Annotated in this window: 22 protein-coding genes; 11 read left to right on the top strand and 11 right to left on the bottom strand. The window is 39.0% G+C overall.

The genetic code is table 11. The annotated features are described in order from the left end of the window. Window positions 1–17: 17 nt before the first annotated feature. A complete protein-coding gene (locus tag B3E92_RS13610) occupies window positions 18–1,175 on the bottom strand; it encodes a homogentisate 1,2-dioxygenase (RefSeq protein ID WP_070569289.1) in 1,158 nt (385 codons plus the stop codon). A gap of 317 nt (window positions 1,176–1,492) precedes the next feature. Between B3E92_RS13610 and B3E92_RS13615 the strand changes: the two genes are divergently transcribed. Together B3E92_RS13615 and B3E92_RS13620 are read left to right on the top strand one after the other, a co-directional pair. Beyond that, window positions 1,493–2,467 carry a fumarylacetoacetate hydrolase family protein gene (locus tag B3E92_RS13615; protein ID WP_201639458.1) on the top strand — a complete coding sequence of 325 codons (975 nt, stop codon included), beginning with the start codon at window positions 1,493–1,495 and terminating at the stop codon, window positions 2,465–2,467. A 10-nt stretch (window positions 2,468–2,477) separates the two neighbouring features. Continuing rightward, a complete protein-coding gene (locus B3E92_RS13620) occupies window positions 2,478–3,377 on the top strand; it encodes a flavin reductase family protein (protein ID WP_201640128.1) in 900 nt (299 codons plus the stop codon). 105 nt (window positions 3,378–3,482) lie between these two features. On the opposite strand, the gene B3E92_RS13625 is transcribed toward B3E92_RS13620, so the two are convergent. The 5 genes from B3E92_RS13625 to B3E92_RS13645 form a co-directional block, all read right to left on the bottom strand. Further along, window positions 3,483–5,240: an aromatic amino acid hydroxylase gene (locus B3E92_RS13625; protein WP_201639459.1), complete on the bottom strand. Its 1,758-nt coding sequence runs from the start codon at window positions 5,238–5,240 to the stop codon at window positions 3,483–3,485. A gap of 133 nt (window positions 5,241–5,373) precedes the next feature. Next, window positions 5,374–6,573, bottom strand: coding sequence for a tyrosine--tRNA ligase (tyrS, locus tag B3E92_RS13630; RefSeq protein WP_070569280.1), 1,200 nt, complete (start codon window positions 6,571–6,573; stop codon window positions 5,374–5,376). A gap of 239 nt (window positions 6,574–6,812) precedes the next feature. Beyond that, window positions 6,813–7,652 carry a hypothetical protein gene (locus tag B3E92_RS13635; protein WP_115047861.1) on the bottom strand — a complete coding sequence of 280 codons (840 nt, stop codon included), beginning with the start codon at window positions 7,650–7,652 and terminating at the stop codon, window positions 6,813–6,815. A gap of 228 nt (window positions 7,653–7,880) precedes the next feature. After that, window positions 7,881–8,300: an SH3 domain-containing protein gene (locus tag B3E92_RS13640; RefSeq protein ID WP_286897220.1), complete on the bottom strand. Its 420-nt coding sequence runs from the start codon at window positions 8,298–8,300 to the stop codon at window positions 7,881–7,883. A 12-nt stretch (window positions 8,301–8,312) separates the two neighbouring features. Further along, window positions 8,313–8,819, bottom strand: a complete 507-nt coding sequence (locus tag B3E92_RS13645) for a BON domain-containing protein (protein WP_115047859.1) — start codon at window positions 8,817–8,819, stop codon at window positions 8,313–8,315. Between the two features lie 235 nt (window positions 8,820–9,054). On the opposite strand from B3E92_RS13645, the gene B3E92_RS13650 reads away from it, so the two are divergent. Further along, window positions 9,055–10,158 (top strand): DUF695 domain-containing protein, encoded by a 1,104-nt coding sequence (locus B3E92_RS13650; protein WP_115047858.1) that lies wholly within the window; start codon window positions 9,055–9,057, stop codon window positions 10,156–10,158. Window positions 10,159–10,219: 61 nt separating this feature from the next. Next, the gene (locus B3E92_RS13655; protein WP_286897223.1) at window positions 10,220–10,843 is read left to right on the top strand and encodes a murein L,D-transpeptidase catalytic domain-containing protein; all 624 of its coding nucleotides are present in this window, start codon (window positions 10,220–10,222) and stop codon (window positions 10,841–10,843) included. Here B3E92_RS13655 and B3E92_RS13660 read toward each other — a convergent pair whose 3' ends face one another. Continuing rightward, a complete protein-coding gene (locus B3E92_RS13660) occupies window positions 10,844–12,346 on the bottom strand; it encodes a hypothetical protein (RefSeq protein ID WP_115047854.1) in 1,503 nt (500 codons plus the stop codon). It lies immediately after the preceding gene. 141 nt (window positions 12,347–12,487) lie between these two features. On the opposite strand from B3E92_RS13660, the gene yiaA reads away from it, so the two are divergent. Then, window positions 12,488–12,955 (top strand): inner membrane protein YiaA, encoded by a 468-nt coding sequence (gene yiaA, locus B3E92_RS13665; RefSeq protein WP_046675653.1) that lies wholly within the window; start codon window positions 12,488–12,490, stop codon window positions 12,953–12,955. Between the two features lie 97 nt (window positions 12,956–13,052). Here yiaA and B3E92_RS13670 read toward each other — a convergent pair whose 3' ends face one another. Both B3E92_RS13670 and B3E92_RS13675 read right to left on the bottom strand, forming a co-directional pair. Beyond that, window positions 13,053–14,798: a sensor histidine kinase gene (locus B3E92_RS13670; RefSeq protein ID WP_286897225.1), complete on the bottom strand. Its 1,746-nt coding sequence runs from the start codon at window positions 14,796–14,798 to the stop codon at window positions 13,053–13,055. Further along, a complete protein-coding gene (locus B3E92_RS13675) occupies window positions 14,795–16,132 on the bottom strand; it encodes a sigma-54-dependent transcriptional regulator (protein WP_070569931.1) in 1,338 nt (445 codons plus the stop codon). The genes B3E92_RS13670 and B3E92_RS13675 overlap by 4 nt, the downstream gene beginning before the upstream one ends. A 228-nt stretch (window positions 16,133–16,360) precedes the next feature. On the opposite strand from B3E92_RS13675, the gene B3E92_RS13680 reads away from it, so the two are divergent. The 3 genes from B3E92_RS13680 (at window position 16,361) to B3E92_RS13690 (ending at window position 20,618) form a co-directional block, all read left to right on the top strand. Beyond that, complete coding sequence (locus tag B3E92_RS13680) at window positions 16,361–17,956, top strand: ABC-F family ATP-binding cassette domain-containing protein (RefSeq protein ID WP_070569254.1); 1,596 nt, start codon at window positions 16,361–16,363, stop codon at window positions 17,954–17,956. Between the two features lie 288 nt (window positions 17,957–18,244). Then, window positions 18,245–19,981 carry a GMC family oxidoreductase gene (locus tag B3E92_RS13685; RefSeq protein ID WP_070569252.1) on the top strand — a complete coding sequence of 579 codons (1,737 nt, stop codon included), beginning with the start codon at window positions 18,245–18,247 and terminating at the stop codon, window positions 19,979–19,981. A gap of 4 nt (window positions 19,982–19,985) precedes the next feature. Then, window positions 19,986–20,618, top strand: coding sequence for a gluconate 2-dehydrogenase subunit 3 family protein (locus B3E92_RS13690; RefSeq protein WP_112374395.1), 633 nt, complete (start codon window positions 19,986–19,988; stop codon window positions 20,616–20,618). Window positions 20,619–20,671: 53 nt separating this feature from the next. On the opposite strand, the gene B3E92_RS13695 is transcribed toward B3E92_RS13690, so the two are convergent. After that, window positions 20,672–21,571 (bottom strand): OmpA/MotB family protein, encoded by a 900-nt coding sequence (locus B3E92_RS13695; protein ID WP_070569245.1) that lies wholly within the window; start codon window positions 21,569–21,571, stop codon window positions 20,672–20,674. Between the two features lie 103 nt (window positions 21,572–21,674). Continuing rightward, on the bottom strand, window positions 21,675–22,199 hold the full coding sequence (locus B3E92_RS13700) for a hypothetical protein (protein WP_083296085.1): 525 nt from the start codon (window positions 22,197–22,199) through the stop codon (window positions 21,675–21,677). Window positions 22,200–22,676: 477 nt separating this feature from the next. Here B3E92_RS13700 and B3E92_RS13705 point away from each other — a divergent pair, with 477 nt between their 5' ends. From B3E92_RS13705 to B3E92_RS13715, 3 genes are all read left to right on the top strand, one after another. Continuing rightward, window positions 22,677–23,051 (top strand): hypothetical protein, encoded by a 375-nt coding sequence (locus B3E92_RS13705; RefSeq protein ID WP_070569242.1) that lies wholly within the window; start codon window positions 22,677–22,679, stop codon window positions 23,049–23,051. A gap of 65 nt (window positions 23,052–23,116) precedes the next feature. Then, window positions 23,117–25,090, top strand: coding sequence for a transglutaminase domain-containing protein (locus B3E92_RS13710; RefSeq protein ID WP_115047848.1), 1,974 nt, complete (start codon window positions 23,117–23,119; stop codon window positions 25,088–25,090). Beyond that, a complete protein-coding gene (locus tag B3E92_RS13715) occupies window positions 25,087–26,988 on the top strand; it encodes a DUF3857 domain-containing protein (protein ID WP_070569239.1) in 1,902 nt (633 codons plus the stop codon). Before B3E92_RS13710 ends, B3E92_RS13715 begins: the two co-directional genes overlap by 4 nt. Window positions 26,989–26,994 lie beyond the last annotated feature (6 nt).

The following is a 26,994-nucleotide window of genomic DNA, read 5'->3' on the forward strand; positions in this document are numbered from 1 at the left end:
TTATCCGTTTATTTTTCCTAACTCATCCAAGATTTATAATAATCTGGATCTTCTATATCGAGTGCTTCTTGGGTCAACATCAGTGGTCGAAAAGGATCGATCATCACGGCCAACTCCTCGGTTTTCACTTGCCCAATGCTTTTTTCCACCGTCCCTGGATGAGGTCCATGGGGTATACCACCTGGATGTAACGTTATCTGTCCCCTTTCCACAGATTTTCGACTCATAAAATCGCCATCCACATAATATAGGACTTCATCTGAATCTACATTACTATGGTTATATGGTGCCGGAATCGAATGCGGATGGTAATCATACATACGAGGGCAAAAACTGCATAATACAAAATTGTCTGTTTCAAAGGTCTGGTGAACGGGTGGTGGTTGATGCAATTTGCCTGTTATCGGCATGAAATCATGAATCGAAAATGCCCATGGAAAATGATAGCCATCCCAACCAACAAAATCAAATGGATGGCTCCCATAAACATACGGATAAATCATACCCTGCTTCTTGATCTTCACTTCAAAGTCACCCAGTTCATCAAAAGTTTCCAAATTTTGAGGTACCCGAATGTCCCGCTCAAAAAAGGGCGCATGTTCCATCAATTGACCAAATTCATTGCGATAACGTTTGGGCGTACGTACAGGAGAAAATGATTCAACAATAAACAGCCGATTATCTTCCTGTTCAAATTCCATTTGATAAATCGTTCCTCGGGGGATTACCAAATAATCTCCATACTTGAAGGAGATACTCCCATATCCAGTCCTGAGTTTTCCCATCCCCTGATGGATGAAGACAATCTCATCTGCCTGGCTATTTTTATAAAAATAGTCATCCATCGACCGACGGGGAGCGGCTAAGGATATATGTAAGTCCTGATTAACCAACACAGGGGTCCTGCTTTCGAGGTAGTCATCTTTTGCCTGTACCTGAAATCCCTTTAGACTGGTATGTTTAAGATGTTTGTCGCGGGCAATCCGGGGAGACACATCATAAGGTTCGCTGATTTGTTTAACGAGTGTGGGTGGATGACAATGGTACACTAAGGAATAAAGACTGGAAAAACCATGTGTGGATACTAATTCCTCGGCATAAAGCGTGTTATCGGGCTTTCTAAAAACAGTATGTCGCTGCATTGGAATTTGCCCTTGTTTAACATAAAATGGCATAATTCTACGATTTAAACGGTTATAAAATTAAATGAATATCCAAATTGCCAATAGAACTATCGACAAGTAGTAAGAGAGAAGATTAGTATTGTGCAAAAACGATATCAGCTATGATTGCTTTATTAAAAGCAACATAGGGCATGGAGGACGCAAAGCGATGTACACCACGATTGATCATTTTTTATAGTTTATAATGCTTTAATAAAGGTAAGAATATTTTTCTGTTTTCAAGAGAAGAAATATTTTTTTCAAATCTTATACAATATATTTGTGTCGAATGCTAACAACATTGAATAACCAAATAGAACACTTCATATATGAGAATTGTCACTAGCACTAAAAATGGTCAACAAGAATTGGGCATTGTTATAGACGACCGCTTTTATAGTTGCTCAGCCATCGATCAAAACCTTCCCACAACGATGTCGGACTTCCTCAAAGGTGGCGAAGATACCATGAATCAGCTACAAATCCTTGAAACAGCTTTGCGCCGCGGCGCTATAAACAGGCCCTATCATCTACTAGATGACATCCAACTCATCGCACCCGTGCCGCAGCCAGCATCTTTTCGTGATGCTTACGCATTTCGACAGCATGTCGCAACCTCGAGAAGAAACCGCGGGCTGGATATGATCCCTGAATTTGATGAATTTCCTGTTTTCTATTTCTCCAACCATCAGTCCATACAAGGACCTGGCCCCGTTCGATGCATGCCCCTGCATTTAAATCAACTGGATTTTGAACTAGAAATTGCAATAGTCATCAATAAACCGGGAATAAATATTCCCGCTGCGCAGGCGGATGAGTATATTGCTGGCTATATGATTATGAATGATTTTAGTGCCAGAAAACATCAAATGGATGAAATGAAATTGAGTTTGGGCCCTGCCAAGGGCAAAGATTTTGCAACAGCAATTGGACCTTACTTGGTGACAAAGGATGAATTGGAACCTTATAAGGTTCAACCTGCAGCAGGACATACTGGCGACTGTTATGCGCTCAATATGACTTGTAAAGTAAACGGCACGCAAGTCTCAGCGGGCAATTTTGCGAGCATGCATTGGACTTTTGCAGAAATTATTGAGCGGGTTTCCTATGGTGTACAACTTTACCCCGGTGATATAATCGGCTCTGGGACAGTCGGAACAGGTTGCTTTCTTGAGCTCAATGGTACGGCACGCATAGCCGACCCTAATCATAAAGACCAATGGCTCAACCTTGGCGATGAGATTGAGCTCGAAATCACGGCGCTTGGAAAACTTTTTAATTCTATTGTATTATACCATTCATAAATATACGGATATGACCTCTTCCTTTGAAACCATCACCTTTGAATCTGTTAAAGACAAAGCGATTATAGATAATTTAATTAAATACGCTGTTGCACCGCGGCCAATTTGTTTTGCAAGCACGATCGATAACAATGGAAACATAAATTTAAGCCCCTTCAGCTATTTCAACCTGATGTCCCATCAGCCGCCAATCTGTGTTTTCTCTCCATTGCGACGCATGCGTGATGGTAGTACCAAACATACATTGGATAATATCCAGGAGGTCAATGAAGTTGTCATCAATATTGTGAACTACGCTATGGTCCAGCAACAATCACTTGCCAGTACCGAATATGCCAAGGAAATAAATGAATTTGATAAGTCGGGTTTTACGCCTATCGCCTCTATTCAAGTGGCGCCGCCCCGTGTAGCCGAATCCCCAGTCCAGCTGGAATGCCAGGTCAGAGAAGTTGTCGCATTAAGCGATGAGCCAGGAGCTGGCAATCTCGTTGTCGCCGAGATCCTCTATATGCATGTTCATAAACACTTATTGGGCGAGAACAATACCGTTCAACAAAAAGATTTGGATTTGGTAGCAAGGCTCGGTGGTGATTGGTATTGTCGTGTAACCGACGAAAACCTATTTATTGTACCGAAGCCACTCCGTAGCCTAGGAATTGGCATAGATCAACTTCCAGAAAAAATTAGATTTTCGACTGTATTGACCGGAAATCACCTGGGCTTGCTGGCTAATGTTGAAACACAACCAACAATAAAAGACCCACAGCAAGAAGATAAATACTTCAACTATCTGAAGCTAAATTTCGAAGATAGCCCATCAAAATTCACGCAAAAAGTTCATGAATACGCTGCCCAACTATTAGATGCGGGCAAACTTCATGAAGCGTGGCAAATTTTATTAAGGGGCTAGTATAATTAAGTTTCAGAAAATAGTACGTTCAAACTCTTAGACCGTCCTATTTTCTAGAACTCAATGCTAAAGGCCAATTAGTTTTCCTATTGCTCAGCTGATATTTTAGTGATTATTTAAAGCCTCCTCTTTAGCAACACGCAGTCCATCGCGAATCAGTTTTTTCAAATTTGGATATAGGGTAATAAATTCCAAGAGCCTCTGTTCGGCCTGAGTAGATAATTGCGCTTCATCATTAGCCCAGGCAATTTCAAATAATTCAACCAAACCTAACCAATGATCTGCATTTTCCGGCCCCAATTGACTGAAAATTTCCAGCCAGATCTTTTGATTAAATCCGTTGTCCCGCAAATTCCGTATCGCAGCATGACACTTCACTAGTTTAACATCTTCCGTTTCGGTAGGTACTGAAGATAGAGCCTGATCCAAATGCTCCTCAACCAAATCATAGGCATCTTTATCTGCAGCGCCCGCAAATACAGATACAATTTCTGCTCCGACAGCCATATCGTATGTTCCCCATTCAGGTTTAAAATACACCTCTTCCCCATTGCTACGGTATACCTCACATCCGGTAAATGAAATCAAAACAATCTTACTCAAATGACGTACAACTCCTTGAACAATTCCTGATACAATAATCCCAGAAGCAAAGTTTAACGAACACTGCCGCCCTTCCGCTATACCATATTGAATCAATGTTGTTTCATCAAAATCGGCTAAGTTACGATCGGCACCTAGCAAGTGTCCCACCGGAGAGCCAAACCCTTCACTATGATAATTTATACTATGGCCTTCAAGTTGTTTACCCGCTACAGCCAAAGCTGTAGGTCCTTGTGTTTGAATATAAGAGAGATTTTTATCCGCGTTGGCCAACTTAAAAACGCCCGACACCTGCAAACCGGAACTATATTCCACAGTGCAAACAGCTTTACAGTCTATTGCCTTGTCAAGGCTCTGTTTGCCCCCTACGCGAAAAGCCATGGTATCAGCAAATTTATCCAATACGAGCTTTAGGTGTTCAAAATCCGGTGTAACAAATAGCTGTGGTTGTGGTTTGGTAATATCATAAGGATATTCGATTGCATTTAAACCATACGCCAACTTAGGCACATCTTTCTGCATGCAGCTTGCGCTTTCTCCAATGGAAGACAGTAAACCAGCTCCATAAATTTTGGGGTTATGAAGATCTCCAATAAGTCCGTATTCCACAGTCCACCAATGCAACCTGCTCAACAATGCCATCTCCGAAGGCTCGCCCATATTATCTTGAATGATCTGCAAATTTTTCTCTGCTTCCGCCAACTCAGCCGCCGTTGTTGTAGCGTGTTCTTTTAAAATAGATAGGTGACGAATAGCTTCGTAGAGTTCAAAATCTTTGCCCGAAGAAAGTGCTTTCGTGCCAACCTCCCCAAAATACTGCAAATATGTCGCATAATCTGGCTCACCGATTATAGGTGCATGTCCCGAAGATTCGTGGATAATGTCTGGTGCCGGTGTATATTCGATATGTTCCAATTGACGTATGTCTGCAGCAATAACAAGTACGCGATGTGCCTGAAATTCCATAAAAGCAGCCGGCGGAATAAATCCATCCACTGTCACTGCCCCCCAGCCAATTAATTTTAGACTATCGTTCATGTCCTGTAGGTTCGGGATGGTCGCAATGGATAATCCCGCTTTCTTCAATCCAGGAATATAGGGGTAATAGGCTACATCTTTTAAAAAAGAATAATTCTGACGCATGACATAACGCCACAATGCTTGATCCAGCGCGGTGTAACGTTCATATCGTTGGGCTACTACATAGCGTTTCAAATGTTTGGGCAACCGCTCCAAAACAATATTATTATATGTTTCCATCTATAATTGGTATGAAAATAAAGTATGAGACTCCTATATGAAGGTAGAAATTATTTATGGTTTAAGAAAGAATCTTTACGTTAATTTACGGCTTTTAGCAAAATATTACAAAAGTATACCCTCACAAACCTTACTAAATAACTTTAAAATAAGTTCTTTTTCCTAATTTAATTTTAAAACACACATTCAAGTCAACCATTAGCTCCGCATTCAGCTGTTTTATCGTATCAATCTGCACCGCACCGCCCATAATCAATCTTCGCATAGCTGACTTTGTTCCCCCCTTTAGGAAATGACATAGATCGACCAGCTTAACTTGTTCACCAAACTGGTCGCGCAATAGTTGACCCGATACCTCCTCAAAGACCTTTTCTTCCAATTTCTTGCGCTGAAATTGCCTGACAAAATAATCAACAGCACTGGTCGCAAACTCGTCGCCATGGTATTGAGCAACTAGATTCTGTGCAATAAGTTTCTTAATTTCCATTGGATTTTCCCCCATTTCAATACGGGTTTTCATGCTAAGTTTGGTTTCCTGATTGAAATCAGTAGTCAAGTCAATATATTCCGGAATTAAATGATCAGGAATAGACATGGTTTTACCAAACATTTCATTCGGTTCATCCAAAAGACCAATCGTGTTGTTTAATGATTTACTCATTTTTTCTTTTCCATCCAGCCCGCGCAATAACGGCATACACAGCACGATTTGCGGATCCTGTCCAAATGATTCCTGCAGCTGCCGGCCCATCGCGCAATTGAATAGCTGGTCCGTTCCCCCCATTTCGATATCGCTATTGACATGTACGGAGTCAAAGCCCTGCAATATCGGGTAAAGCAATTCATGCATGGCTATTGATTGGTTTTCGTTAAAACGCTTATTAAAATCATGTCGTTGCATCAACTGTGCAACAGTGACTTTCGATACCAGCTGGATAACAGCTGCAAAATTTAATTGATCCAACCAGTCTCCATTAAAAACAATTTTCGCTTTTGAAACATCAATAATTTTAGACAGTTGCGCAATGTAGGTTGCCGCATTGTGAGCGATCGCATCCTGGCGCAAAGGCTTACGGGCTTTATTTTTTCCTGTAGGATCGCCGATACGGGCTGTAAAACTACCAACGAGGATCACGATTTCGTGCCCCAGTTCCTGAAACTGCCGTAGTTTCTTTAACACAACAGCGTGCCCTAAATGAAGATCCGGAGCTGTTGGATCAAAACCAAGTTTTATAATCAGTGGTCGGTTCTTTTCTTCAGCCTCCTTCAACTTCGATGCAAGTCCCTCCTTCGGTAAAATAATCTCGATATTTTCTGCTAACTCTTTTAACATGGTGTGATATAAAATAAAAAAAGCCCGAACGTTATGTTCGGGCTTAGCTATAAATAATAATTGAATTTCTTAATTTAATAGGCATAGGGGTCCCGAACGATTATCGGGAGATAATAATTAAAGAAAAATGGAAGACGTAATATGTTGTTCATTTTCTTCATTGTTTGACAAAGGTAGCGCTATATTTTTTAAATTCAAAAATATTCGCATCCACACTTGCTTGGATATGCATTTTTAAATTATCCACCCGTATTTTTATCCATCAATTTTCCCGCTCCATTATAAACATACTTTTCTGTATTCCCTTTATCCTTTTTCTCCACGACCTTTTGCACTAACAATGAATTCTTAAAATACTCATGGTAAAAGCAGTTATTAACGCTATATTTCCGCTCAACAAGATTATTATTCTGATATAGATCCGTGTATTCAATTTTAGCTTTCCGATAGGTATGTTTTAGTAATTGACCATTGGCATCAAATGACTTTGATTCCTGTACCTGACCACCACAATTCAATTTGGCACTGTACATCAACGTATTGTCTAATCGATAGTCGGCTCTGGTATGGTCAAAATCATTTTCAACCGTGTAATAATTATCAAAAAAGACTTTTGTCACTTTTTTACCCCTATTGGCAGCTCGGTAGAATACCGTCTTTTCCTGACTGATTTTCCCATTCTTAAAATTACGCTGCACACTTGAACTATCCGTTATCATATATTGAAAGTCTGGCAAGGCAGCAGATCTCACATTCATTTGCTGCAATACACCATGTCTTACGATAACATCACCGGTACGCCCATCTTTTTCAATTTTAAAATCACGATCGACGATGCCATCCTGATTAATCGTAATAAATGCATTGGAAAGTCCCATAAATTGATTCTTCTGCAGAATATATTTACCCTGTTTCAATTTCGTCTCCTTACCTTTTTCTAGTATCCGGATGGTATCCTTTGGATATTCCGACAAATGCAATTGATAACGATCTTTGTCCAAGCGAACATACTCTTGCGCAACTCCCAACTGAACAGCTAAACACAAGCATAATAATAGGATAAAACGTGATTTCGACATAATGTAATAAAATTGTTGCAATCATAGTAATACAATTATTACACCAAAAATTAAAGTACAGTTGATTTTCCAAACAATTCCCCAATACGATAGATGCTGTAGTACCCTCATATTGCAGAACAGACAAGCTTAATCGTGAAATGAAAAAAGGGGAGTTATTTATCAATAACTCCCCTTTTTTCAAAGCCAATTGGTACTGGTACCCATCGTATGAATAACATTCGAGAACTAAACAGACTCTAAATATTGTGCATAACAATACCCTTCTTCATTATCTTTGGTTCTGACCAACCACCATTGATCATTAGCCTTACTAATCAATGTGATGATTTCTCCTTTAGCAGCTTTTCCCACGATAGGCTGGTCTGTACCGGGACCTTTTCGAATGTTCAAATTGCTATTTTCTGTTATAACTTTCACCTGGCTTTCGGGCACTTCTGTAGCCACATCTACATTTAAGACCACATCTCCGGTTTGGAAATTAGGATCTATATTACCGTAGATTTCCCAGAGCTTATTTTTCACATCTGCTGTTGGTGCGGTACCACGAATTTGTAATACGCCATCCATTTCGGCATAGTTCAAGTCATTTACACCTGAAGACTGTGCCGTATCTAAAAGAACCTTATATTTTTCCTGCAATGACATAATTTCACTAGTTTATTTTTTGACAACAATACCGCTTAAATCTACTTTTTTGGGATTTAAGTTATCCAAACCTTGTTTTAAAGTAATTATCTTAGCTTGCTCCAAAGTACCTGTAACTGCGATCACACCGTCCTTTACACTGGCCTGTACTGTAGGAAAATCCTTCATAAGCGTATTCACTGCTGCGCCAAGTACCGCATCATTATTGGATACCTCAATAGGAGCTGGCGTTGAAGACACTGGTGCGCTAACGATAATATTGTTTTGAATAGACTTGACGTCTTTATCACCTGCTGTTTTAGCAATCGATTCCACTTGTTGCTTTTCTTCTTCGGAAGCAACTGTACCACTTAAGATAACTTTCCCTTTTTCAACTTCAACGTCGACTGTTTTACGCCCCGTGAGTGCATTTTCGATCTTTTCTTCCAACTTATCATCAGACAAACCTGATTTGCATGCCGTGAAGGAAAGTACAACCGTAGTTGCCAATAGACAAAATGTTAATTTGCTCAATTTCATAAGACCAATTTTAATTTATTAATTCCAACAATAATCCTAACAAACTCCCTACACAATTGTTTGTTCATTTTTTTTTAAACTTAAATTCCCTTGCCTGATCGTAATTATATAATTAAATTTAGGAGCAGAGGTATTCATGATGGTTTCATTCGGATCATTTTCTCCGCTACGGTTATAAAAAACGCTTTGAGTAACAGATACGCACGTTGATTATTCAATCAAACAGCTATTAATTATGGGATTTTTGAACACTATTTTTGGTAAAAAAGAAAATAAAAAGGACAGTATAACGGAGTTTTGGGATTGGTTTAAAAAAAACGAACAGGCATTTTTTCAAATCGTCAAGGCTGGAGAACAAATTGATCAGCATTTTTTCAGCAAACTTTCGCCGAAGATCGATGCTCTTCGCAAGGAGCTGTATTTTTTAACGGGAATGTACGATGATAACACCGCAGAACTTGTAATCACCCCTGACGGTGTCATCAAAAACATTGCGTTCGTAGAACATCTGATCGCTTCTGCTCCAGCATTAGCGCATTGGAAATTTACCGCATTAAAACCCGCTATTGCGGATATGGAAAAATTCAAAATCACGATGTATGGCTTCACTTTTGACATCAAGGATATGTTTTTTTACCCCATTCAACATAAATACCATCCGGATGAAGTTGATATTGTTATTGTTCACCCCGATTATACGGAAGAGCATAAAGCCAATATTTCCCATGGTATAGAAATATTTCTCGACAATTACATTGGTGAATTGAACTCGATCATAGCCATAGACAACCTAAATGTAACCTCAAAAGAGCTTGCAGCAGAAGAGCTGATTCCACTACTTAAATTAAAAGACTATTTGATCTGGCGGGAAAAGGAATTTGTGGAAAAATATACCGACGTTAGACACCTAACTGCAGATGATACATACACCGCTTTTGAGGGCACCCTGGAGAATGACTTACCCATCTTTGCCATCATAAATACGACCTTGTTGGACTGGGATGGAAAAGCTTCTCATCCCTGGATAGTTACATTAAAGATTAGTTATGACGGAACAACAACCAATGGTATGCCCGATCAGGAGACCTACGATTTAATGGATAAATATGAAGAAGAATTAATGAATAGTCTTCCAAATGATATTGGATTTCTTAATATCGGTAGAGAAACTGCCGATAGCCTAAGGGAAATTTACCTGGCTTGTACAGAATTCCGAAAAGCCTCACAAGTGATCGATCGATTAATTGAACAATACAGGGAAATTCTTCAAATTGATTATAGCATCTACAAAGATAAATACTGGAAAACCTTCGAACGATTTTATAAACAAATAGAATAGGTCTCCCGTACAACTGCCATAAGTTCTACTAAAAGTACTTGATGAATTATGCTTAATTTATATGAATAAAATCATTCTTTTGATCATTATCCTTTGCATTGGCATTATCACATACAAAACCATTCAAAGGAACACGCTTTTAGCCGTTGTTGATAAGGAAGAAAATGCCCCTTCAGACTCTTTCCGCTATACGATGGCGATAAAGGAAGTAAAAAAACGCATCACAAACAACAAAAAGTACAATAGTGACATATCCTTTCTCTTGGATATGAGAAGACCCTCGGGAAGAAATCGTTTTTTTGTCGTCGATCTAAAAACAGATCGGATTCTAGATCAAGGGCTAGTGGCACATGGATCCGGCTCCGAAACCGGAAAAAAGAATCTTTTGCAATTTAGTAATACGGATAACTCTCATGCGACATCGCTAGGTAGTTATGCTATCGGCAGCTCGTATAACGGTAAATTTGGAAAAGCATATAAATTATATGGCTTAGATAGCTCCAATAGCAATGCATATGCTAGAAACATCGTTCTACACAAATATGACCGCATGCCTTACGATGAACAAGTAGATCCAATATGTCTCAGTGAAGGCTGTCCTATGGTAAACGTCGAATTCTACAAAAGACTACAGAACCTGATTGACTCCTCAAAGAAACAAATCGTCTTACATATTTATTATTGATCACCGGCTATCCTCTTTGATCAAATTCAATAAAACCTGATACGGACTTTGAGATACAATAAGAGCTTTCAACCAAGCAATAAATCCCATAATAAATAAATCTTTATTTTCTTTGTCCTCCGCCATAGTTTGAACAGCTGCCCGAAAGGATTTCCCTTGAATAACTGCTGGATTTAAAAGATATTTCTCTACCAATTTGGCAAAATCAATCACTCTGTTTTCCTTGACATTCAGCAAGTATTTTTTATACCTACCGACAAAGCTTTTTAATTTCAAGGTTGCCAAATCGATGTGATCGAATTGAATATGGATCAGAATTTCAAGCAGACTCTTCCGAATCGTCCACAACATGCCCATTTTCTTCTCGTACCAAGCATCTGTTCGAATCAACTGCCGAAGCTCAATCAATGCTGTTTTATCTTCAAATTGCGTTAAAAACATCACCAAACACAACTGTAGATCCGCAAGATCAACCTCACTTGATTTTGGTGAGGCTTGCTTAATCCCCGCCCTTAACACGGAAAGACCTTTTACTCCATCGCCAAGGTAATGGAAATTCAATGCCATCAACAAATGGCACCGCAGCTGAAACTGGACTCGAAAAACCGTATTTCCTTGAGATAAAACTTCATTCAAGCGTTCTAAATACCCGATGCTCTCGTTAAAGAATCCGTTCCTCAAATTAAAATTGGCCAGATAATACAAAATATGAAGATAGTAAAATAGCTGATGCGCCGATGGTTCATCGTACTTCATCAAAAAATTATCTGCTGTTTTTAAAAAAGAATGAACCAGTGTATAGTTTTGATGTATTGCGGCATACTCATTTGCAATATACAGAAGTTGATAGAGTGATTTAAATGATAAGAGATCATCCAAAGAAATACTGTATTTACTCAGTACACTCAAAATCAACTTATTGATATCAATTATTTTTGCTTTCAAATGAATATCCTGCAATGCTGAACGCAATAGCGCATAAGCAATCTGAAATTTTGCTTCTTGCTGCAGTTTTTGCTGATTTTCGGTAAAACGATCGATAAGCAATTCCAAATTGACATTCAAATCTAAATGTGCATATTGTAGTCTGATTTGCAAGATTTCGTTCAGCAAACTAAACTGCTCCAGAACAAGAGCCTTGTCCTCAGCCCGTTGAAGGCATTTGAATCCAATCTTAATGAACTGACTTTCCAATAGAAAACGGCCCACAACAAATAATCTCAACGCTTCGTGGGCTTCACTGTTGTCTCGTTCAAAAACCTTATTTGAAAGAAAAAACAAAAGACTATCATGAAGTCTTTTCCTCAATGCGTGATAAGCATCCCGGTTTTTAATGGGATCATATAACTTTTTTAGCTTATTTATATCATCAGTTTCTATAATATCAAGTAACTTGATATTTTTCACATCATTTCGCTTATTCTTTTGTTTCAAAAAGGTTTTAAAATCCCTAATATCATCTTTATTCAATAATAATAGGAGATCCGATATCGCGTCCGCCATAGCTAAAATTTAGAATTAAACAAATATATTAAACAAAATTATATCGTCAGTATTCTTATAAATTCAAGTTTTAAAATAATTAGTTCCTATCGATATTTGAATCATAAAACAACAACAAATTAAAACTAAAACAAGAAAATTATGGAACCGCTAAAAAACATGATTGAAGAAAAAAAGGCTGAAAGAAATTTAGACAAAAGAAACCCATTTAAACCAACAGGAGCATTTATCGGAGCCTCCTGGACTGCATTATTGGTTGGTACCGTTGGCTATTGTGTAGGTTTATGGAATGCAACAATGGCATTAAATGAAAAAGGGTATTATTTTACAATTTTACTATTTGCGCTATTTGCGGTTATCTCCGTTCAAAAAAGTGTAAGAGATAAAGCAGAAGGACTAGCTGTTACCGAATTGTACTATGGTTTAAGCTGGTTTGCAACAATTGCTGCGGTCGTGCTATTAACTGTAGGCCTATGGAACGCGGATCTGCTGTTAAGTGAAAAAGGATTCTATGCCATGTCCTTCTCATTGAGTATTTTTTCAGCTATCGCCGTTCAAAAAAACACACGTGATGCAAAACTGATCGATGACAATGAAATAAAACTTTAGCGGGTGCCTATCCTGCAGCCTCTGCCTAGCAAGCTGCAGGATCTTTAAATCCCTCTTAAGCAAAAAAGGAAGAGCGTTTCATTGACTCTTCCTTTTTCTAAGTGGATTGTTTAAGCGACGCAATAGGAAGGTAAACGAAAAATATACTTCCAGTTCCAAAAACACTTTGCACATCAATCTCTCCCCCCATGCTTTCGATAAATTCTTTGCTTATGCTCAATCCCAAACCTGTCCCCCCCTTTGTACTCCCTGGAACTCGGAAATACCGATCAAAAATCTTCGCTAAATATTGTACCGGGATTCCTTGCCCCTGATCTTCAACACGCAAAAGCACCCTGGCGCCCATTCTTTTGACAGCAAGACAAATCGCCCCCCCTTCATCGGAATAACGAATTGCATTGGACAGTAGATTCGTCAATACCCATGCGGTCTTCTCGTTATCAATAAAAACCATCGGCAGTTCCTCTTCCAGTTCAACCTGTAGTCGAATTTTCTTTTGGTCAAGCATTGAACGATTGGCTAACAGGGCATAATCTATAATCGGTCCGATTGTCGCCGGATTCAGCTTCATCTGAATGGTACCACTCTCCACTTGTGCAATATCCAAAAGTTCTCCCGTAATTTTCAGAAGTCGCTCTGTATCATCAGCAATTCCTTCAAGCAAGTCTTTTTGTTCTTCATTCAACGCTCCAATCCGCTTATTCTCGAGCAATTGGATCCCCATGCGTATTGATGCGATTGGAGTCTTCAGTTCATGAGATACCGTTCCAATAAAATTTGTTTTTGCGACATCACGTTCCTTAAAACTTGTCACGTTCTTCAACAAAATAAATTGTCCAATAAACTGCGAACTCTCCTCTCCCGTTGGTACAACATTAATGTCGATAACCTCCAGTTCAAAGTAGTTATCTTTTCCATAGGCAAAGATCTGAACCAATCCCAGATGTTCGGATTGCTGGTTTAAAGCGTCGATCCTATCGAGAAGCTTATGAATCAAATCATTGGAAGAAGCTATTTCCACTAATTTTTGCCCTTCAAATTCTGCGTGTTTTAACCCCGAGAGCAAACAAGCGGGTTCATTTGCAAAAAGCACTCTTTTTTCCTCATCTATCCCTATAACGGCATCATGCATATTATCAATAAGCGCTTCAATTCTCTTTTTATGCTGCAAGATCTTACCCAATTTACTTTCTGTATATTCCTCGAGCTTTTGAGCCATTGTATTGAACGAATGCGCCACTTCTCCAAATTCATCCTTTCGCTTAAAGTGAAGTCTCCTTTTATAGTTCCCAGCAGCAATTTGTTTAATACTATCAGTTAATTGTACAATTGGGCCAGCAATGGCTAGAGGGAGGTTCACAAGCAATACAAATGCCATCATAAAACAAAGCGCACCTACAATGGAGATGGCCAAAATTGCTTTTTCAGCTGTTGCATTGGCAATATTATTTTTGTGTTCAATCGCCTGCATATTAAGATACATTAACTGAAATATATCTTTGTGCAGGTCAGCAGCAATTGTTGCATCTTTCACCTGTTTCTTTAAACTCAAAAAGTGTTGATCTATACGTTCGGTCACCGCCCGTTCTCCAGGCTCGGTTACATTGCGCTTCTGGAGTCTTAAATTATCTTCAAATAGCGCCATGCTCTTCCCATTCGTATGAAGGTCTTCCAAAGCCAGCAACATATTTCTGGAATAATGCAGCGTATTATAATTGTCGACTAAAATATTATTGGTATCTTTTTTTAATCGATAAACATAATACCCACTCACTATCGCAAGCAGCAAGATCATAGAAAATAAAAATCCTACCCCGAATGTCAGCTTTGCTTTAAGTTTCATTGGATTCGATATTCTTCAATTTTTCGATACAAAGTAGCGATGCCGATTTCTAACAATCGAGCTGCTTCAGCTTTATTTCCATTCGTATGTTTTAATACACGTTGTATATGCTGCCTCTCCATGTTGGACATTGCAAAGTTTGACAAGACGTTTGCCCCTTCCCTATACTCACGTTCACCAAAAGGAAGGCTCTCCACACCTAATACGCCACCCTCACTCAAAATCACACTGCGTTCAATCACATTTTTCAGTTCACGGATATTTCCCCGCCATAAGTTGCCTTCCAAAGCCTGCACAAACTCAGGGGTCATCTGCAACGGTTTCAAGTTGGATTTTAAAGCAAAGATATCAGCGTAGTATTGCGCCAATGTCGCTATATCTTCAATGCGCTCGCGCAATGGCGGTAATTCAATCGTGAAAACAGAAAGCCTATAAAATAGATCACTCCTGAAATGGTCTGATGCAATTTCGGTTTCGAGATTTCTGTTGGTTGCTGCTATGATGCGCACATCCACTTTCGTTGGTTTGGAGTCCCCAACTTTTAAAAACTCGCCAGTTTCCAAAACACGAAGAATTTTAGCTTGAAGTTCCAAAGCCATCTCCCCGACTTCATCCAGAAAAATAGTCCCCAAATGCGCTTCTTCAAACAAACCACGTTGATCCTTAGTCGCACCAGTGAAAGCACCGGATTTATGGCCAAACAACTCATTTTCCAGCAAATCTTTTGTAAATGCGGCACAATTAATCGCCACAAAACTACGATCTCTTCTTGAACTCGCCTGATGGATTGCCTGTGCAAAAACCTCCTTACCTGTGCCGGTCTCGCCCGTTAGCAAGACCGTTGTATTTGTAACAGCAACTTTTTGTGCCATGCCGATGGCCGCTTTTATTGCACTGGATTTCCCAATAATCTTATCAAAAGAAAGTCGGTCGCCTAATCGTTTTTCTAACTGCTCCACCCTTCTAGCTAATGCAACCTTTTCACAGGCTTTATAAAGCAACGGTATAATGCGATTATTGTCATCTCCTTTCGTAATGTATTCAAAAGCACCATTTTTTATCGCCCGAACGCCATCCGGAATATTCCCGTATGCCGTCAATAAGATAATCTCTAAAATTGGATACCGCTCTTTAATTAATTTAGCCGTTTCAACTCCATTACCATCAGGTAGCTTCACATCACAAAGTACAACATCTACATCACTGACTTCAAGCTTTTTTAACCCCGATTTAATGTCAGCAGCCTCGATCACATCAAAACCTTCCAGGCTAATAATTTTGGCCAGCAATTTCCGAAGCTTCTCTTCGTCATCTATAAGGAGAACTCTATTCACAATATTCGTTTTTTCAAAAGTACAATTTGTCCCAAGCAAATAGTAGAAAAATAAACAATTTGACTATTCCTCAAAAAATTTCCCGACATCAAAATAAAAACGCTATATTTGTAGCGCTCAACATCGTTAAAACTGCATGTAAGATTAAAATTCTTTAGAACGAAATAAATACCATCCATTGACGATACCCGTACAAATGGTCTTTTCTAACATTTAAAGAATTTCAACATGCTTTCATTACAACAACTTTCCTATATACATCCAAATAAAGATTTATTGTTTGAGAACATAAATCTGCACATAAACGCGCAAGAGAAAATCGCACTGATCGGTCATAACGGCGTTGGAAAATCAACGGCACTACAACTGATTGCCAAAGAATTATCGCCGACCAGTGGGAGCATACATAATAGCGCTAGCACCTATTATGTCCCTCAGGTTGTTGGACAATTCGAGCATAAGACGGTGGCTGAAGCACTTAGAATCGATAAAAAATTGAATGCTCTTTATGCCATATTGGCCGGTGATGCGTCTGAGGAAAATTTCAATAGACTTCAAGATGACTGGGCTTTGGAAGAACGTTGCCAAGAGGCTTTCAAACAATGGGATCTGCCCAACATACAATTGGCTCAGCAAATGTCTTCCCTTAGTGGTGGACAAAAAACGAAAGTTTTATTGTCCGGAATCCAGATTCATCGATCCGAGCTTATTCTTCTTGATGAACCGAGCAACCATTTGGATATGGACAGCAGAACACAACTATACGATTGGATTCAATCAAGCAAAAACACTATAGTCGTTGTCAGCCACGATAGAACCCTGCTTAATTTACTGGATGACATGGCTGAAATGGCCCCAAATGGCATCAAGCGATATGGGGGTAATTATACCTTTTACGAGGCTCAAAAGGAGATCGAACGCCATGCGTTGCAACACGATATCCACCACAAGGAAAGAGCGATCAAAATCGCAAAAGAGAAAGAAAGAGAAACAATCGAGCGCCAAAACAGACTAAACAACCGTGGTCAAAAAAAGCAGGAGAAGGCAGGTGTAGCTCGCATAATGATGAATACGCTACGTAATAATGCTGAAAAGAGTACCGCCAAAATTAAAAATGTACACCAGGACAAAATTGGAGATATCAGATCGGATCTACAGGAACTTCGTGGTTCACAATCCGCATTGGATGAAATTAAAATAGATTTGGGAAACAGTAATTTTCCAACAGGAAAAAGTATGATCAAGGCCGAAAACATCAATTTCAGCTATGGCGCAAAACAGCTTTGGAAAGATAATATAAACGTTCAATTATTCAGTGGGGATCGTATCGCACTCCAAGGCCCGAACGGATCTGGGAAAACAACATTAGTTAAACTCCTTCTCAACCAACTAATGCCTGAACAAGGAAAAATTGAGCGGCAATCATTTCGCGCAATCTATTTAGATCAGACGTATTCCATCTTATCTCCACATTTAAGTATTTATGAGCAAGCGCAGCAATTCAATACCGCCGCGCTACCTGAACATGAAATCAAAATTAGACTCAATCGGTTCTTATTTGGAAAAGACGATTGGGACAAGCCCTGCCAACTATTGAGTGGCGGTGAAAAAATGCGTCTGATAGTATGCTGTCTCACCATCCAGCAACAGTCTCCCGATTTGATTATCCTTGATGAGCCTACAAACAATTTAGATCTTCAAAATATACTGATGCTAACCAGAGCGATTCAGCTTTATAAAGGTACCCTACTCGTCATTTCACACGATGAAGTGTTTCTACAAGAAATCCATATAAACAAAGTCATCAAATTAAAAAACCTCTAAAAGATAACGCCGTGTATTTCGCTGCAACGAAATACACGGAATATTTAAGTATCGCTCGCCATAAAATTTTAATAAAACAGGGTATTTTTTGTAACAATCCCATATTCTTTATTTAAAATCTGCTAAATCGATAAATTAAATTAAAAAAAACAAATTTTTATCGATATATTCACGATGATTTTAAACATGAAACAATAACCATTAAATTAATTGAACCTCCACATTTACATAGTAAGCCTTCAGGCAAATGTATCGCACAGGCCTCTCAATTAATTACTTCATTTAATTATGTCAGATTATCAAATTAAAGAAAATCCCGAATTATTTGACGCCATCGTAGTTGGTTCCGGCGCAGGTGGTGGTATGGCAGGTTATATACTTGCACATGCGGGGCTTAAAGTATTGATGCTGGAAGCAGGTCCTTTTTATGACCCAGCAAAAGATTCGTTACAACTACGCTGGCCTTGGGAATCCCCAAGAAGAGGTGCGGGTACCACAAGACCATTCGGGGATTTTGACGCAGCCTTTGGTGGCTGGCAAATCGAAGGCGAACCCTACAGCAAAGTAGCGGGAACTGAATTTGAATGGTTTAGAGCACGCATGCTGGGCGGCAGAACCAACCACTGGGGTCGAATTTCATTGCGTATGGGACCTGACGATTTCAAGCCAAAGGATGGAGTAACGGATGAATGGCCTATTACTTATGAAGAGGTTAAGCCATTTTATGACCGTGTAGATCGAATGATCGGAATATATGGCACGGCAGAAGGTATTCATAACGAACCCGATGGTATTTTTATGAAACCACCTAAGCCACGCTTAAACGAACTATATATTGCAAAAGGTGCAAAAAAAGCTGGAGTTCCAGTGATTCCCGGAAGAGGGGCGGTATTAACCGAAGTATCAAAAGATATTAAAGATCGAGGTACCTGTTTCTACTGTGGGCAATGTGGTCGTGCATGTAAAGTTTATGGAGACTTTTCCTCTTCATCTTGTCTGGTTATTCCAGCGATGAAAACGGGTAACCTGAAGGTGATAGACAATGCAATGGTAAGAGAAGTCATTACAAATGATGAAGGAATTGCAGTTGGTGTTTCTTATGTTAACACCAAGGATTTGCAGGAATATACCGTTAAGGGGAAAACCGTTATTTTGGGTGCTAGTGCCTGTGAAAGTGCGCGGATCATGTTAAACTCCAAATCAAAATCACATCCTGGTGGTGTTGGTAATAGCAGCGGTTTAGTCGGAAAATATCTCCACGATTCTACGGGAGCCAGCTTATCGGGCTTTTTACCACAGCTACTCGACCGGAAGCGTTATAATGAAGATGGCGTTGGAAGTGTCCATATTTATTCACCATGGTGGGAAGATAATGCCAAATTGAACTTCCCTAGAGGTTACCACATCGAATACGGCGGTGGTTTACATATGCCATCTTATGGATTTTTGAATTGGGTACCGAAAGTAAATGACCATGCAAAAAATTCAGCTGGAAAGTCAAAGGCCAAAGGCGGTTATGGTACTGCATTAAAAGAAGATTTCCGCAGCTATTATGGTGCAAATGTCGGCATGGCAGGACGCGGAACGGCATTGGCAAGAAAAGACAATTATTGTGAAATTGACCCCGATAAAGTCGACAAATTCGGAATTCCTGTACTACGTTTCAACTACAAATGGGCCAATGAAGAAATCGCGCAAGCCAAGCACATGCAAGAGACATTTCAGTCTATTATGCACGAAATGGGCGCTGTCATCACTTCTAAAATACCCGGAGCAGATACATTGTACGGCCTAGAAGCTCCCGGAAAAATTATTCATGAAGGCGGTACCACAAGAATGGGAAATGACCCTAAAACCTCCGTATTGAACAAATGGGGACAAGCCCACGATTGTAAAAATCTCTATGTCGTCGATGCGGGACCATTTGTTCAACAAGGTGACAAAAACCTGACCTGGACAATACTCGCTTTATCGATGCGAACAGCAGAATATATACTTCAAGAAAAGAAAAAATTAAACGGTTAAAAGCATGAATAGAAGAGAATCTTTAAGAGCATTAGGATTAATTGCAGCTGGATCTGGTCTTTTAACCGCAGCCTGCAATTCAAAAGATGCTAAAAATGCAGCAGCAGACAATAGCAAAAAATTACCTGGAGTCCAGGATTTTGAATACGAACGCACGGAACAATTATACGCCGAAAAGTTTTTCGACGAACATGAAATGGCGACAATCACTGTTTTGGCTGACATTATTATTCCTAAGGATAACATTTCAGGAAGCGCTTCGGAAGCGGGAGTCCCCGATTTTATCGAATTTATCGTAAAAGATTTGCCTGATAATAAAATCCCGATGCGCGGCGGACTTCGTTGGCTCGACCTACAGTCCAAAAAGCGTTACGGAACAGTATTTATCAAATGTAGCGCAAAAGATCAACTTGCATTGGTGGATGATATCGCCTACCCTGATTTGGCAAGACCGGAAATGAAACAAGGTGCCGCCTTCTTTTCATTGATGCGCAACCTGACTTCTTCAGGATTTTACACCAGTGAAATGGGTGTAAAAGATATTGGCTATGCCGGAAATAAACCTGGAGTCTGGAATGGTGTACCAGATGATGTGTTGAAAGAGCACGGTTTTGACCCAACTAAATTCTTTGGATAATAAAAAAATCCTTTCCAAAATGGAAAGGATTTTTTTATTTACCCAATTAAAATCTATTGTCCCGATGGTAACTCGGTAGCTTCCGGAGCCTTATCAATCAACTCCATAAATTGATCCAATTTAGGGGTTATAATAATCTGCGTTCTTCTATTCCGTTGCTTACCTAGAGCGGTCGTATTATCTGCAATTGGATTATATTCTCCTCTACCACCAGCAGTTAAGCGCTTCGGATCCACACCATATTTATTTTGTAAAGCCTGTACCACAGAAGAGGCTCTCAGGGTACTTAAATCCCAGTTATTCCGAATATTAGGTTTAGAAATTGGATCCGTATCGGTATTACCTTCAATCAAAACTTCATAATCTCTATAATCCTGGATAATTTTCGCAATTTTGCTTAACGTCTGATCGGCCCTATCATTAATTTCATAGCTACCGGATTTGTAAAGCATGTTATCAGCAAGTGAGATATAAACGACCCCTTTTAATACCTGTACATCAACTTCCTGCAGTTCCTCACGGCTAAGTGATCTTGTCAAATTATTGGTCAATACCAGATTCAAGGAATCGGATTTGTTTTTCGTCTCAACGAGATGCTTAATGTATTTATTTGAAGCGTTAATTTCATCAACCAGCTTAGAAATATTAATATTTCCCTGTGAATTCTGATTAATACTGTTATCGAGCGATTTCTGCAAAGCAGCATAAGCAGATCGGAGGTCCGCATTATTTTGACGTTCAGAAGCCAACTGATCTTCTAAGCTCTTGATCCGCGTCCGGCCTTCAGCTAATTGAAGTTGTCCATCCTGATATTGCTTGGTCAATTGACTGTGCTCCGTTTGCAATTTACTATAGTCGGACTGTAAACCAGCATATTGCTTTTTGCTGACACCACATCCGACAACAAACAAACTGGCCGTTAATACAGTCATTGGAAAAACTAAATTCTTCATGATATACTCTTTTTGTAGATGTTGAACTAATTCATATAGCAAGATACGCAATATTCTAGCCAAAATACCCCACAGTCTTGTCAAATTAACAACCTTTAACGTCCTATTGGGCTAGCTCCTTCAACTCTGTAGCGCTAAATACTTGCCCACCTTTAAGATAAGGATTGGCGCCTTTGAGATAATTATAAATAATGGATTTAGCCTCTTCATTGGGTAATTTATAAAGGTTTTTAACCAGGAAATTTTTATCCTCAAGGATATTATTGTTGTAGCCCAAAAAAGAAGGCGCATGCACCTGTACGCTCCAACGTATAAACCGTGCTTCAATATGATTTGGATTTTCCTTAATCACTTCTTCCAAATGCTTTTTCCCCTCTTTGAATTGCCCAACTTTCTTAAATGGATTGCCGATATGTTTCGCTAACAGTATTTGATAGGCGGCTAGATAGGCTTTCTCTGTCGGCGATTTGGCCCCTTCGGTCAATGCCTCCAAATTATGTTCACACAGATCCTCGTCCTTCACGGCCTCCGCATATTCTTTTCGAATTTTCTCCATATTCACCTGCTGGCCAAGCCCAACTTTTGTTAAAGTGAATAGAACAATTGTCAATACTATTCGTGTTATCATAATTATAAATCAGGCTATTTCAACAATTTCAATTTCCGACTTAAATTACTAAAAAAATCGAATCCAACTATTAATTTTCAATTATCATACCATAAAGGCCAAAATTCATGTCATCGTATCGCCACAGCTAGTCTTAAAAAAGAGAAAAGTCTTTATTAAAGTATATTTTTAAAGCAATTTTGCTCCATGAAACTGATTTTAGAAACAAGCCCAGTCTGGTTAAAGGTGATTTTGTCAATTCTATTTGGTGTGATATTAGGCTGCTTTTTAGGGGAAATAGTTTACACCTTATTGCAGGCATAAGCTCTTCATCATAATCGATATCCCCTCCTTTACCTGAGGATCTGCTGAATTTTATGCCTACAGATAGACCGCTAATTGCGGTCATTTGAATAGACCACTAAGTTTCATTATCCTTGCCAAAAATCAAATTATTTTTGCTATATTGCTTATACCAATATAAATTTAAAGCGAGCTATGGAGACTAAAGCAGAGTATCAGATTTGGGACACTATTGTGAATAGCGCAAAAACTAAATTCGATTATAAGCATATTCGTGCTATGTTTAAAAAGGAAGATGACGAAATAACCGATAAGTTTCTATTCCATATTATTGCAGGATTTGCCTGTGGTGAAAATCATCAGACCATCTCAACCAATCTTTTCAATGAATTACAAAGTATTCATTTTGAATGCAATGAAGAACAGATCGACCGGTTTATCGCTGATAAGCACGTAAAATTCAGTCCTGAAATCTACGCCACCTATCTTGCATTCTCTATGCTGGAAGATGGTGAAGAGGTCGATAACATCACCGAAATCATTAATAATCTTTTGCAACTAGATAAATAATTATCCGGAAGTATCGTTTAATTTTGGCTAAAAACTTATATTCGTGAATTATTACACCTATAGTTATGCGCCAGTTTTTAACGCTATTTTTAATATTTTCTATTTATACAAATAGTATAGCCCAGACTTTTGACTTTGGTAAAGTTTCTATTTCGGATTTTTCGAAAACAGACCTAGATAGTAACGCCAACGCTATCGTGCTCAATGAGTTTGGACGGAGCTCTGTCTTTGTTGATGATTATGATAATCGCGTAAAACTTCAACATGAATACCATGTAATTATCCGGATCAATAACAAAGAAGGGTTTAAAAAAGCTAATTTTGAAATTCCTTCGTATAAACGCGGGAGTTATATACGAGACTATTTTGACGAACTCAAAGCTGTTACATATAACTTAGAAAATGGCAGGATCGAGAAAACAGAGCTTGAAAATAAAAAAGTTTTCAAGGAAAATTACTCAGCCTATCTGGATCTTAATAAGTTCACCCTTCCGAATATTAAAGAAGGATCTATTATTGAAGTGTCTTATCGGACGCTGGAGCAGGATTTATTTAATTTCAAGACATGGGAATTCCAAGATGATATCCCCAAAATTCAAAGCCAATATATCGCAATTATTCCCGCTTCCTTCGCCTACAATGTAGTTTTACGCGGCCCCTACAAGCTTACCGATCAAAAAGCCGAAGCACTGAAAGAATTTATTTTCCTGGATGGGTTGCGAATGGATTGTTCAAAATTGACCTATACCATGAAGAACATTCCGGCATTTATGGAAGAGGATTACATGACTTCGCCAACCAATTTCAAATCTGCGATCTATTATGAGCTTGAATCGATCTTTTATCCGAGCACAGGCAGCAAGAAGACATTTAGCAAAACCTGGAAGGACGTCGATACAGACCTCATGAATGAAAAGACTTTTGGAGGTCAATTAAAAAAAACAGACTTATTCAAAGCCAATTTAGCAACAAATCTATCGCCTACTGACACCAAATTAGAAAAAGCAAAAAAGATATATAACTATATCAACAAACAAATAAAATGGAATAATTATTTAGGTAAATATGCTGAAACTGGTATTGAAAAAGCACTGGAAAAACGAACTGGGAATATTGGCGACATCAATTTAGCACTGGTAACTGCTTTATTGGCGGCAGATCTGGAAGCCTATCCTATTATTTTATCAACACGCCGAAACGGTACACCCAATGGCCTATTCCCGGTATTATCGGACTTTGATTACGTCATCGCTTGCGTGGATATAGACGGTGTAAAGTATAAACTCGATGCCTCCAATTTATATTTACCTTTTGGACAGCTGCCTTTACAATGCTTAAATGAACGGGGAAGAATCATCTACTCCAAAAAAAGTTCCGATTGGTTTCCACTTACGGCTCAAGAATCTTCCGATGTAAACTATATCTTGGAAGGGGCTTTGAATGACCAATTTAAAATCAAGGGAAAACTGACCATAAGCAGTAGCGGTAACAAAGCACTCCTAAAGCGGCAACATATTGCCAAATTCAACTCTTTGGAGGAATACTGGGAAAAACTAGACGAAGAAATGCCCAATATCACGTTAACAAAATCAAGTATTCAAAACCTGGAGGATATCGATCAACTATTGATAGAAGAATTTGATGTTATCCTAGATGTCTCCAAACAAATGGAACAAGACATACTCGTATTGGCTCCAAATATTATTGACAGGATTTCCTACAACCCCTTTAAAGCACAGGAAAGAACTTATCCGGTTGATATGGGTTTTAAATCCAAAACATTGTACTCCGTTAAATTAACCATTCCTGATCATTATGAAATTGCTGAGAAGCCTCAGAATGCATCGTTAGCACTCCCGGAGTCAACTGCAAAATATAGATATGTAACGCAGGTCAATGGCAATCAACTTGAAATACTACAGAGCCTCGCGTTCAACAAACCCATCTTTTCAGTCGATGAGTATTTTTCGCTCAAAGAATTATATTCACGTATTATTCAACAACAAAAGCTAGACATAAAATTAATCGGTAAAAAATGAAAATCGTATTCATCAACTTACTATACTTCCTGCTTCCGATCCTCGCAATTGGGCAAGATAACTACGACGTCGCCAATATTCCAAGTACATTAAAGAGCAGGGCTGTCGCTACGGTGCGCAATGATAAAACGGTGGTAGAAATAAAATCTCCCGAACAAGTCATCACCACCATAACCTGTGCCATAACAGTGTATAATAAAAATGGAGACCGGTATGCCACGCTCCCAGTATATTATAATAAATCTACCGAGATCAAGAGTCTTAAAGGGGCTATCTATAATGAAATGGGAATATTGCAAAAGAAAATTGCAACGAAAGATTTCAAAGATATTAGCGCTGTGGACAATAGTACGATGTTTGCCGATTCCCGGGTAAAACTATTTGTACCTGACTACCATAGCTATCCCTATACCGTCGAATACCAATACGAGGTTAGGAGTAAACAAAACTTGATCATTCCATCTTGGACTCCTGAAGTGTCCAATAATGTATCTGTAGAAAAAAGCAGCTTTCAATTTATTGCACCAATAGGCACAGAATGTCGAATTGAAACAACGAATTATAAAGGAAGTATCAAAGAAGAGAAAAATGACAAAACGGAAAGTAAAACATGGAATGCTGAACAGATCGCGGCAAAAAAAGAGGAATCTTATAGCCCCAACCCTAGCCTGAAAAGAACAAACGTACTCATCGTTCCCAAAAATTTTATTTATTATGGTAAGACAGGAAATTTCGGGGACTGGAAAGAATTTGGCCAATGGGTATCCAACAGCCTATTGAACAAAAAAGACGATTTGACGGAAGCGTCTAAACAAAAATTTATTGCATTAACAAAAGACGCAAGCTCAGATAAGGACAAAGCAAAGATTCTATACAATTACTTACAAAAAAACACACGTTACATCAGTATCCAAATCGGTATCGGGGGCTTGGAGCCCTTTCCCGCTTCTGAGGTTGACCGCTTAGGTTATGGTGATTGTAAAGCACTGGCCAATTACATGCGAAGCATGTTGTCGGCCGTCAATATCCCTTCCTATTACTGTATTGTCGAAGCAGGCAGACGCAAAGAAAGTTTCCACAAAACCTTTGCAAATGCCCAGGACGGTAATCACGTCATTCTATGTATTCCATTCAAAAATGATACGACCTGGCTGGAATGCACGAGCCAAAACCTTCCATTTGGTTTTCTTAGCGACTTTACCGACGATAGAGATGTCGTTGCCTGTACCGAAAATGGCGGAGTTATCATGCATACACCGAAATACATTAACTCCACCAACCTTCAATTGCGCTATGCCGACCTAAAACTTTCGGAAGACGGAAGCATCCAGGGTACCTTAAACACCAAATTCTACGGAGCCCAATATGAGAACCATATGGACGTGCTTTTAGCCAGCAATAATGATAAGAATAAGCTCCTCACGGAATACTATAATATAGACAATATCAATTTTAATCAGGTAAACTATATTGAACATAAGGAGGAAAATCCATTTATCGAGGAGAACCTGAATATTTTTATTAAAAACTATGCGGTGAAAAATGGTAATAAACTTTTGATCCAGCCTAATTTATTCAATACACATTCCAGCATTGCCGAAAGTAGAAATAGAACGGAAGATATTTTCATTGAAAGAGGCTACGCCGATATCGATAGCATTAGCATTGCCCTTCCAGAAAATATGCTCAAAAACATAACTTCTGAGAAGAAAATTATTGAGAAACCATTTGGAAAATATGAATTTAGGTCAGAAATAAAAGACAATAAACTGTTCACCTACAGAAAACTGGAACTTTTTGAAGGCAGTTATCCTGCCAGTACTTATGAAGACTTTTTCCAATTTCATAATGAGGTAAGCAGCTGCGACAAGGGACGCTTTAATCTAAGCTTTCTCTAGTCGGAA

Origin of the sequence: Sphingobacterium sp. UBA6317, assembly GCF_002440385.1 — a bacterium.
GTDB lineage: Bacteria > Bacteroidota > Bacteroidia > Sphingobacteriales > Sphingobacteriaceae > Sphingobacterium > Sphingobacterium multivorum.

Bases quoted from the DNA above. Each gene is read 5' to 3' on its own strand.
- B3E92_RS13610 (WP_070569289.1), bottom strand. From the start codon at position 1,175: ATGCCATTTTATGTTAAACAAGGGCAAATTCCAATGCAGCGACATACT.
- B3E92_RS13615 (WP_201639458.1), top strand. From the start codon at position 1,493: ATGAGAATTGTCACTAGCACTAAAAATGGTCAACAAGAATTGGGCATT.
- B3E92_RS13620 (WP_201640128.1), top strand. From the start codon at position 2,478: ATGACCTCTTCCTTTGAAACCATCACCTTTGAATCTGTTAAAGACAAA.
- B3E92_RS13625 (WP_201639459.1), bottom strand. From the start codon at position 5,240: ATGGAAACATATAATAATATTGTTTTGGAGCGGTTGCCCAAACATTTG.
- tyrS (WP_070569280.1), bottom strand. From the start codon at position 6,573: ATGTTAAAAGAGTTAGCAGAAAATATCGAGATTATTTTACCGAAGGAG.
- B3E92_RS13635 (WP_115047861.1), bottom strand. From the start codon at position 7,652: ATGTCGAAATCACGTTTTATCCTATTATTATGCTTGTGTTTAGCTGTT.
- B3E92_RS13640 (WP_286897220.1), bottom strand. From the start codon at position 8,300: ATGTCATTGCAGGAAAAATATAAGGTTCTTTTAGATACGGCACAGTCT.
- B3E92_RS13645 (WP_115047859.1), bottom strand. From the start codon at position 8,819: ATGAAATTGAGCAAATTAACATTTTGTCTATTGGCAACTACGGTTGTA.
- B3E92_RS13650 (WP_115047858.1), top strand. From the start codon at position 9,055: ATGGGATTTTTGAACACTATTTTTGGTAAAAAAGAAAATAAAAAGGAC.
- B3E92_RS13655 (WP_286897223.1), top strand. From the start codon at position 10,220: ATGAATAAAATCATTCTTTTGATCATTATCCTTTGCATTGGCATTATC.
- B3E92_RS13660 (WP_115047854.1), bottom strand. From the start codon at position 12,346: ATGGCGGACGCGATATCGGATCTCCTATTATTATTGAATAAAGATGAT.
- yiaA (WP_046675653.1), top strand. From the start codon at position 12,488: ATGGAACCGCTAAAAAACATGATTGAAGAAAAAAAGGCTGAAAGAAAT.
- B3E92_RS13670 (WP_286897225.1), bottom strand. From the start codon at position 14,798: ATGAAACTTAAAGCAAAGCTGACATTCGGGGTAGGATTTTTATTTTCT.
- B3E92_RS13680 (WP_070569254.1), top strand. From the start codon at position 16,361: ATGCTTTCATTACAACAACTTTCCTATATACATCCAAATAAAGATTTA.
- B3E92_RS13685 (WP_070569252.1), top strand. From the start codon at position 18,245: ATGTCAGATTATCAAATTAAAGAAAATCCCGAATTATTTGACGCCATC.
- B3E92_RS13690 (WP_112374395.1), top strand. From the start codon at position 19,986: ATGAATAGAAGAGAATCTTTAAGAGCATTAGGATTAATTGCAGCTGGA.
- B3E92_RS13695 (WP_070569245.1), bottom strand. From the start codon at position 21,571: ATGAAGAATTTAGTTTTTCCAATGACTGTATTAACGGCCAGTTTGTTT.
- B3E92_RS13700 (WP_083296085.1), bottom strand. From the start codon at position 22,199: ATGATAACACGAATAGTATTGACAATTGTTCTATTCACTTTAACAAAA.
- B3E92_RS13705 (WP_070569242.1), top strand. From the start codon at position 22,677: ATGGAGACTAAAGCAGAGTATCAGATTTGGGACACTATTGTGAATAGC.
- B3E92_RS13710 (WP_115047848.1), top strand. From the start codon at position 23,117: ATGCGCCAGTTTTTAACGCTATTTTTAATATTTTCTATTTATACAAAT.
- B3E92_RS13715 (WP_070569239.1), top strand. From the start codon at position 25,087: ATGAAAATCGTATTCATCAACTTACTATACTTCCTGCTTCCGATCCTC.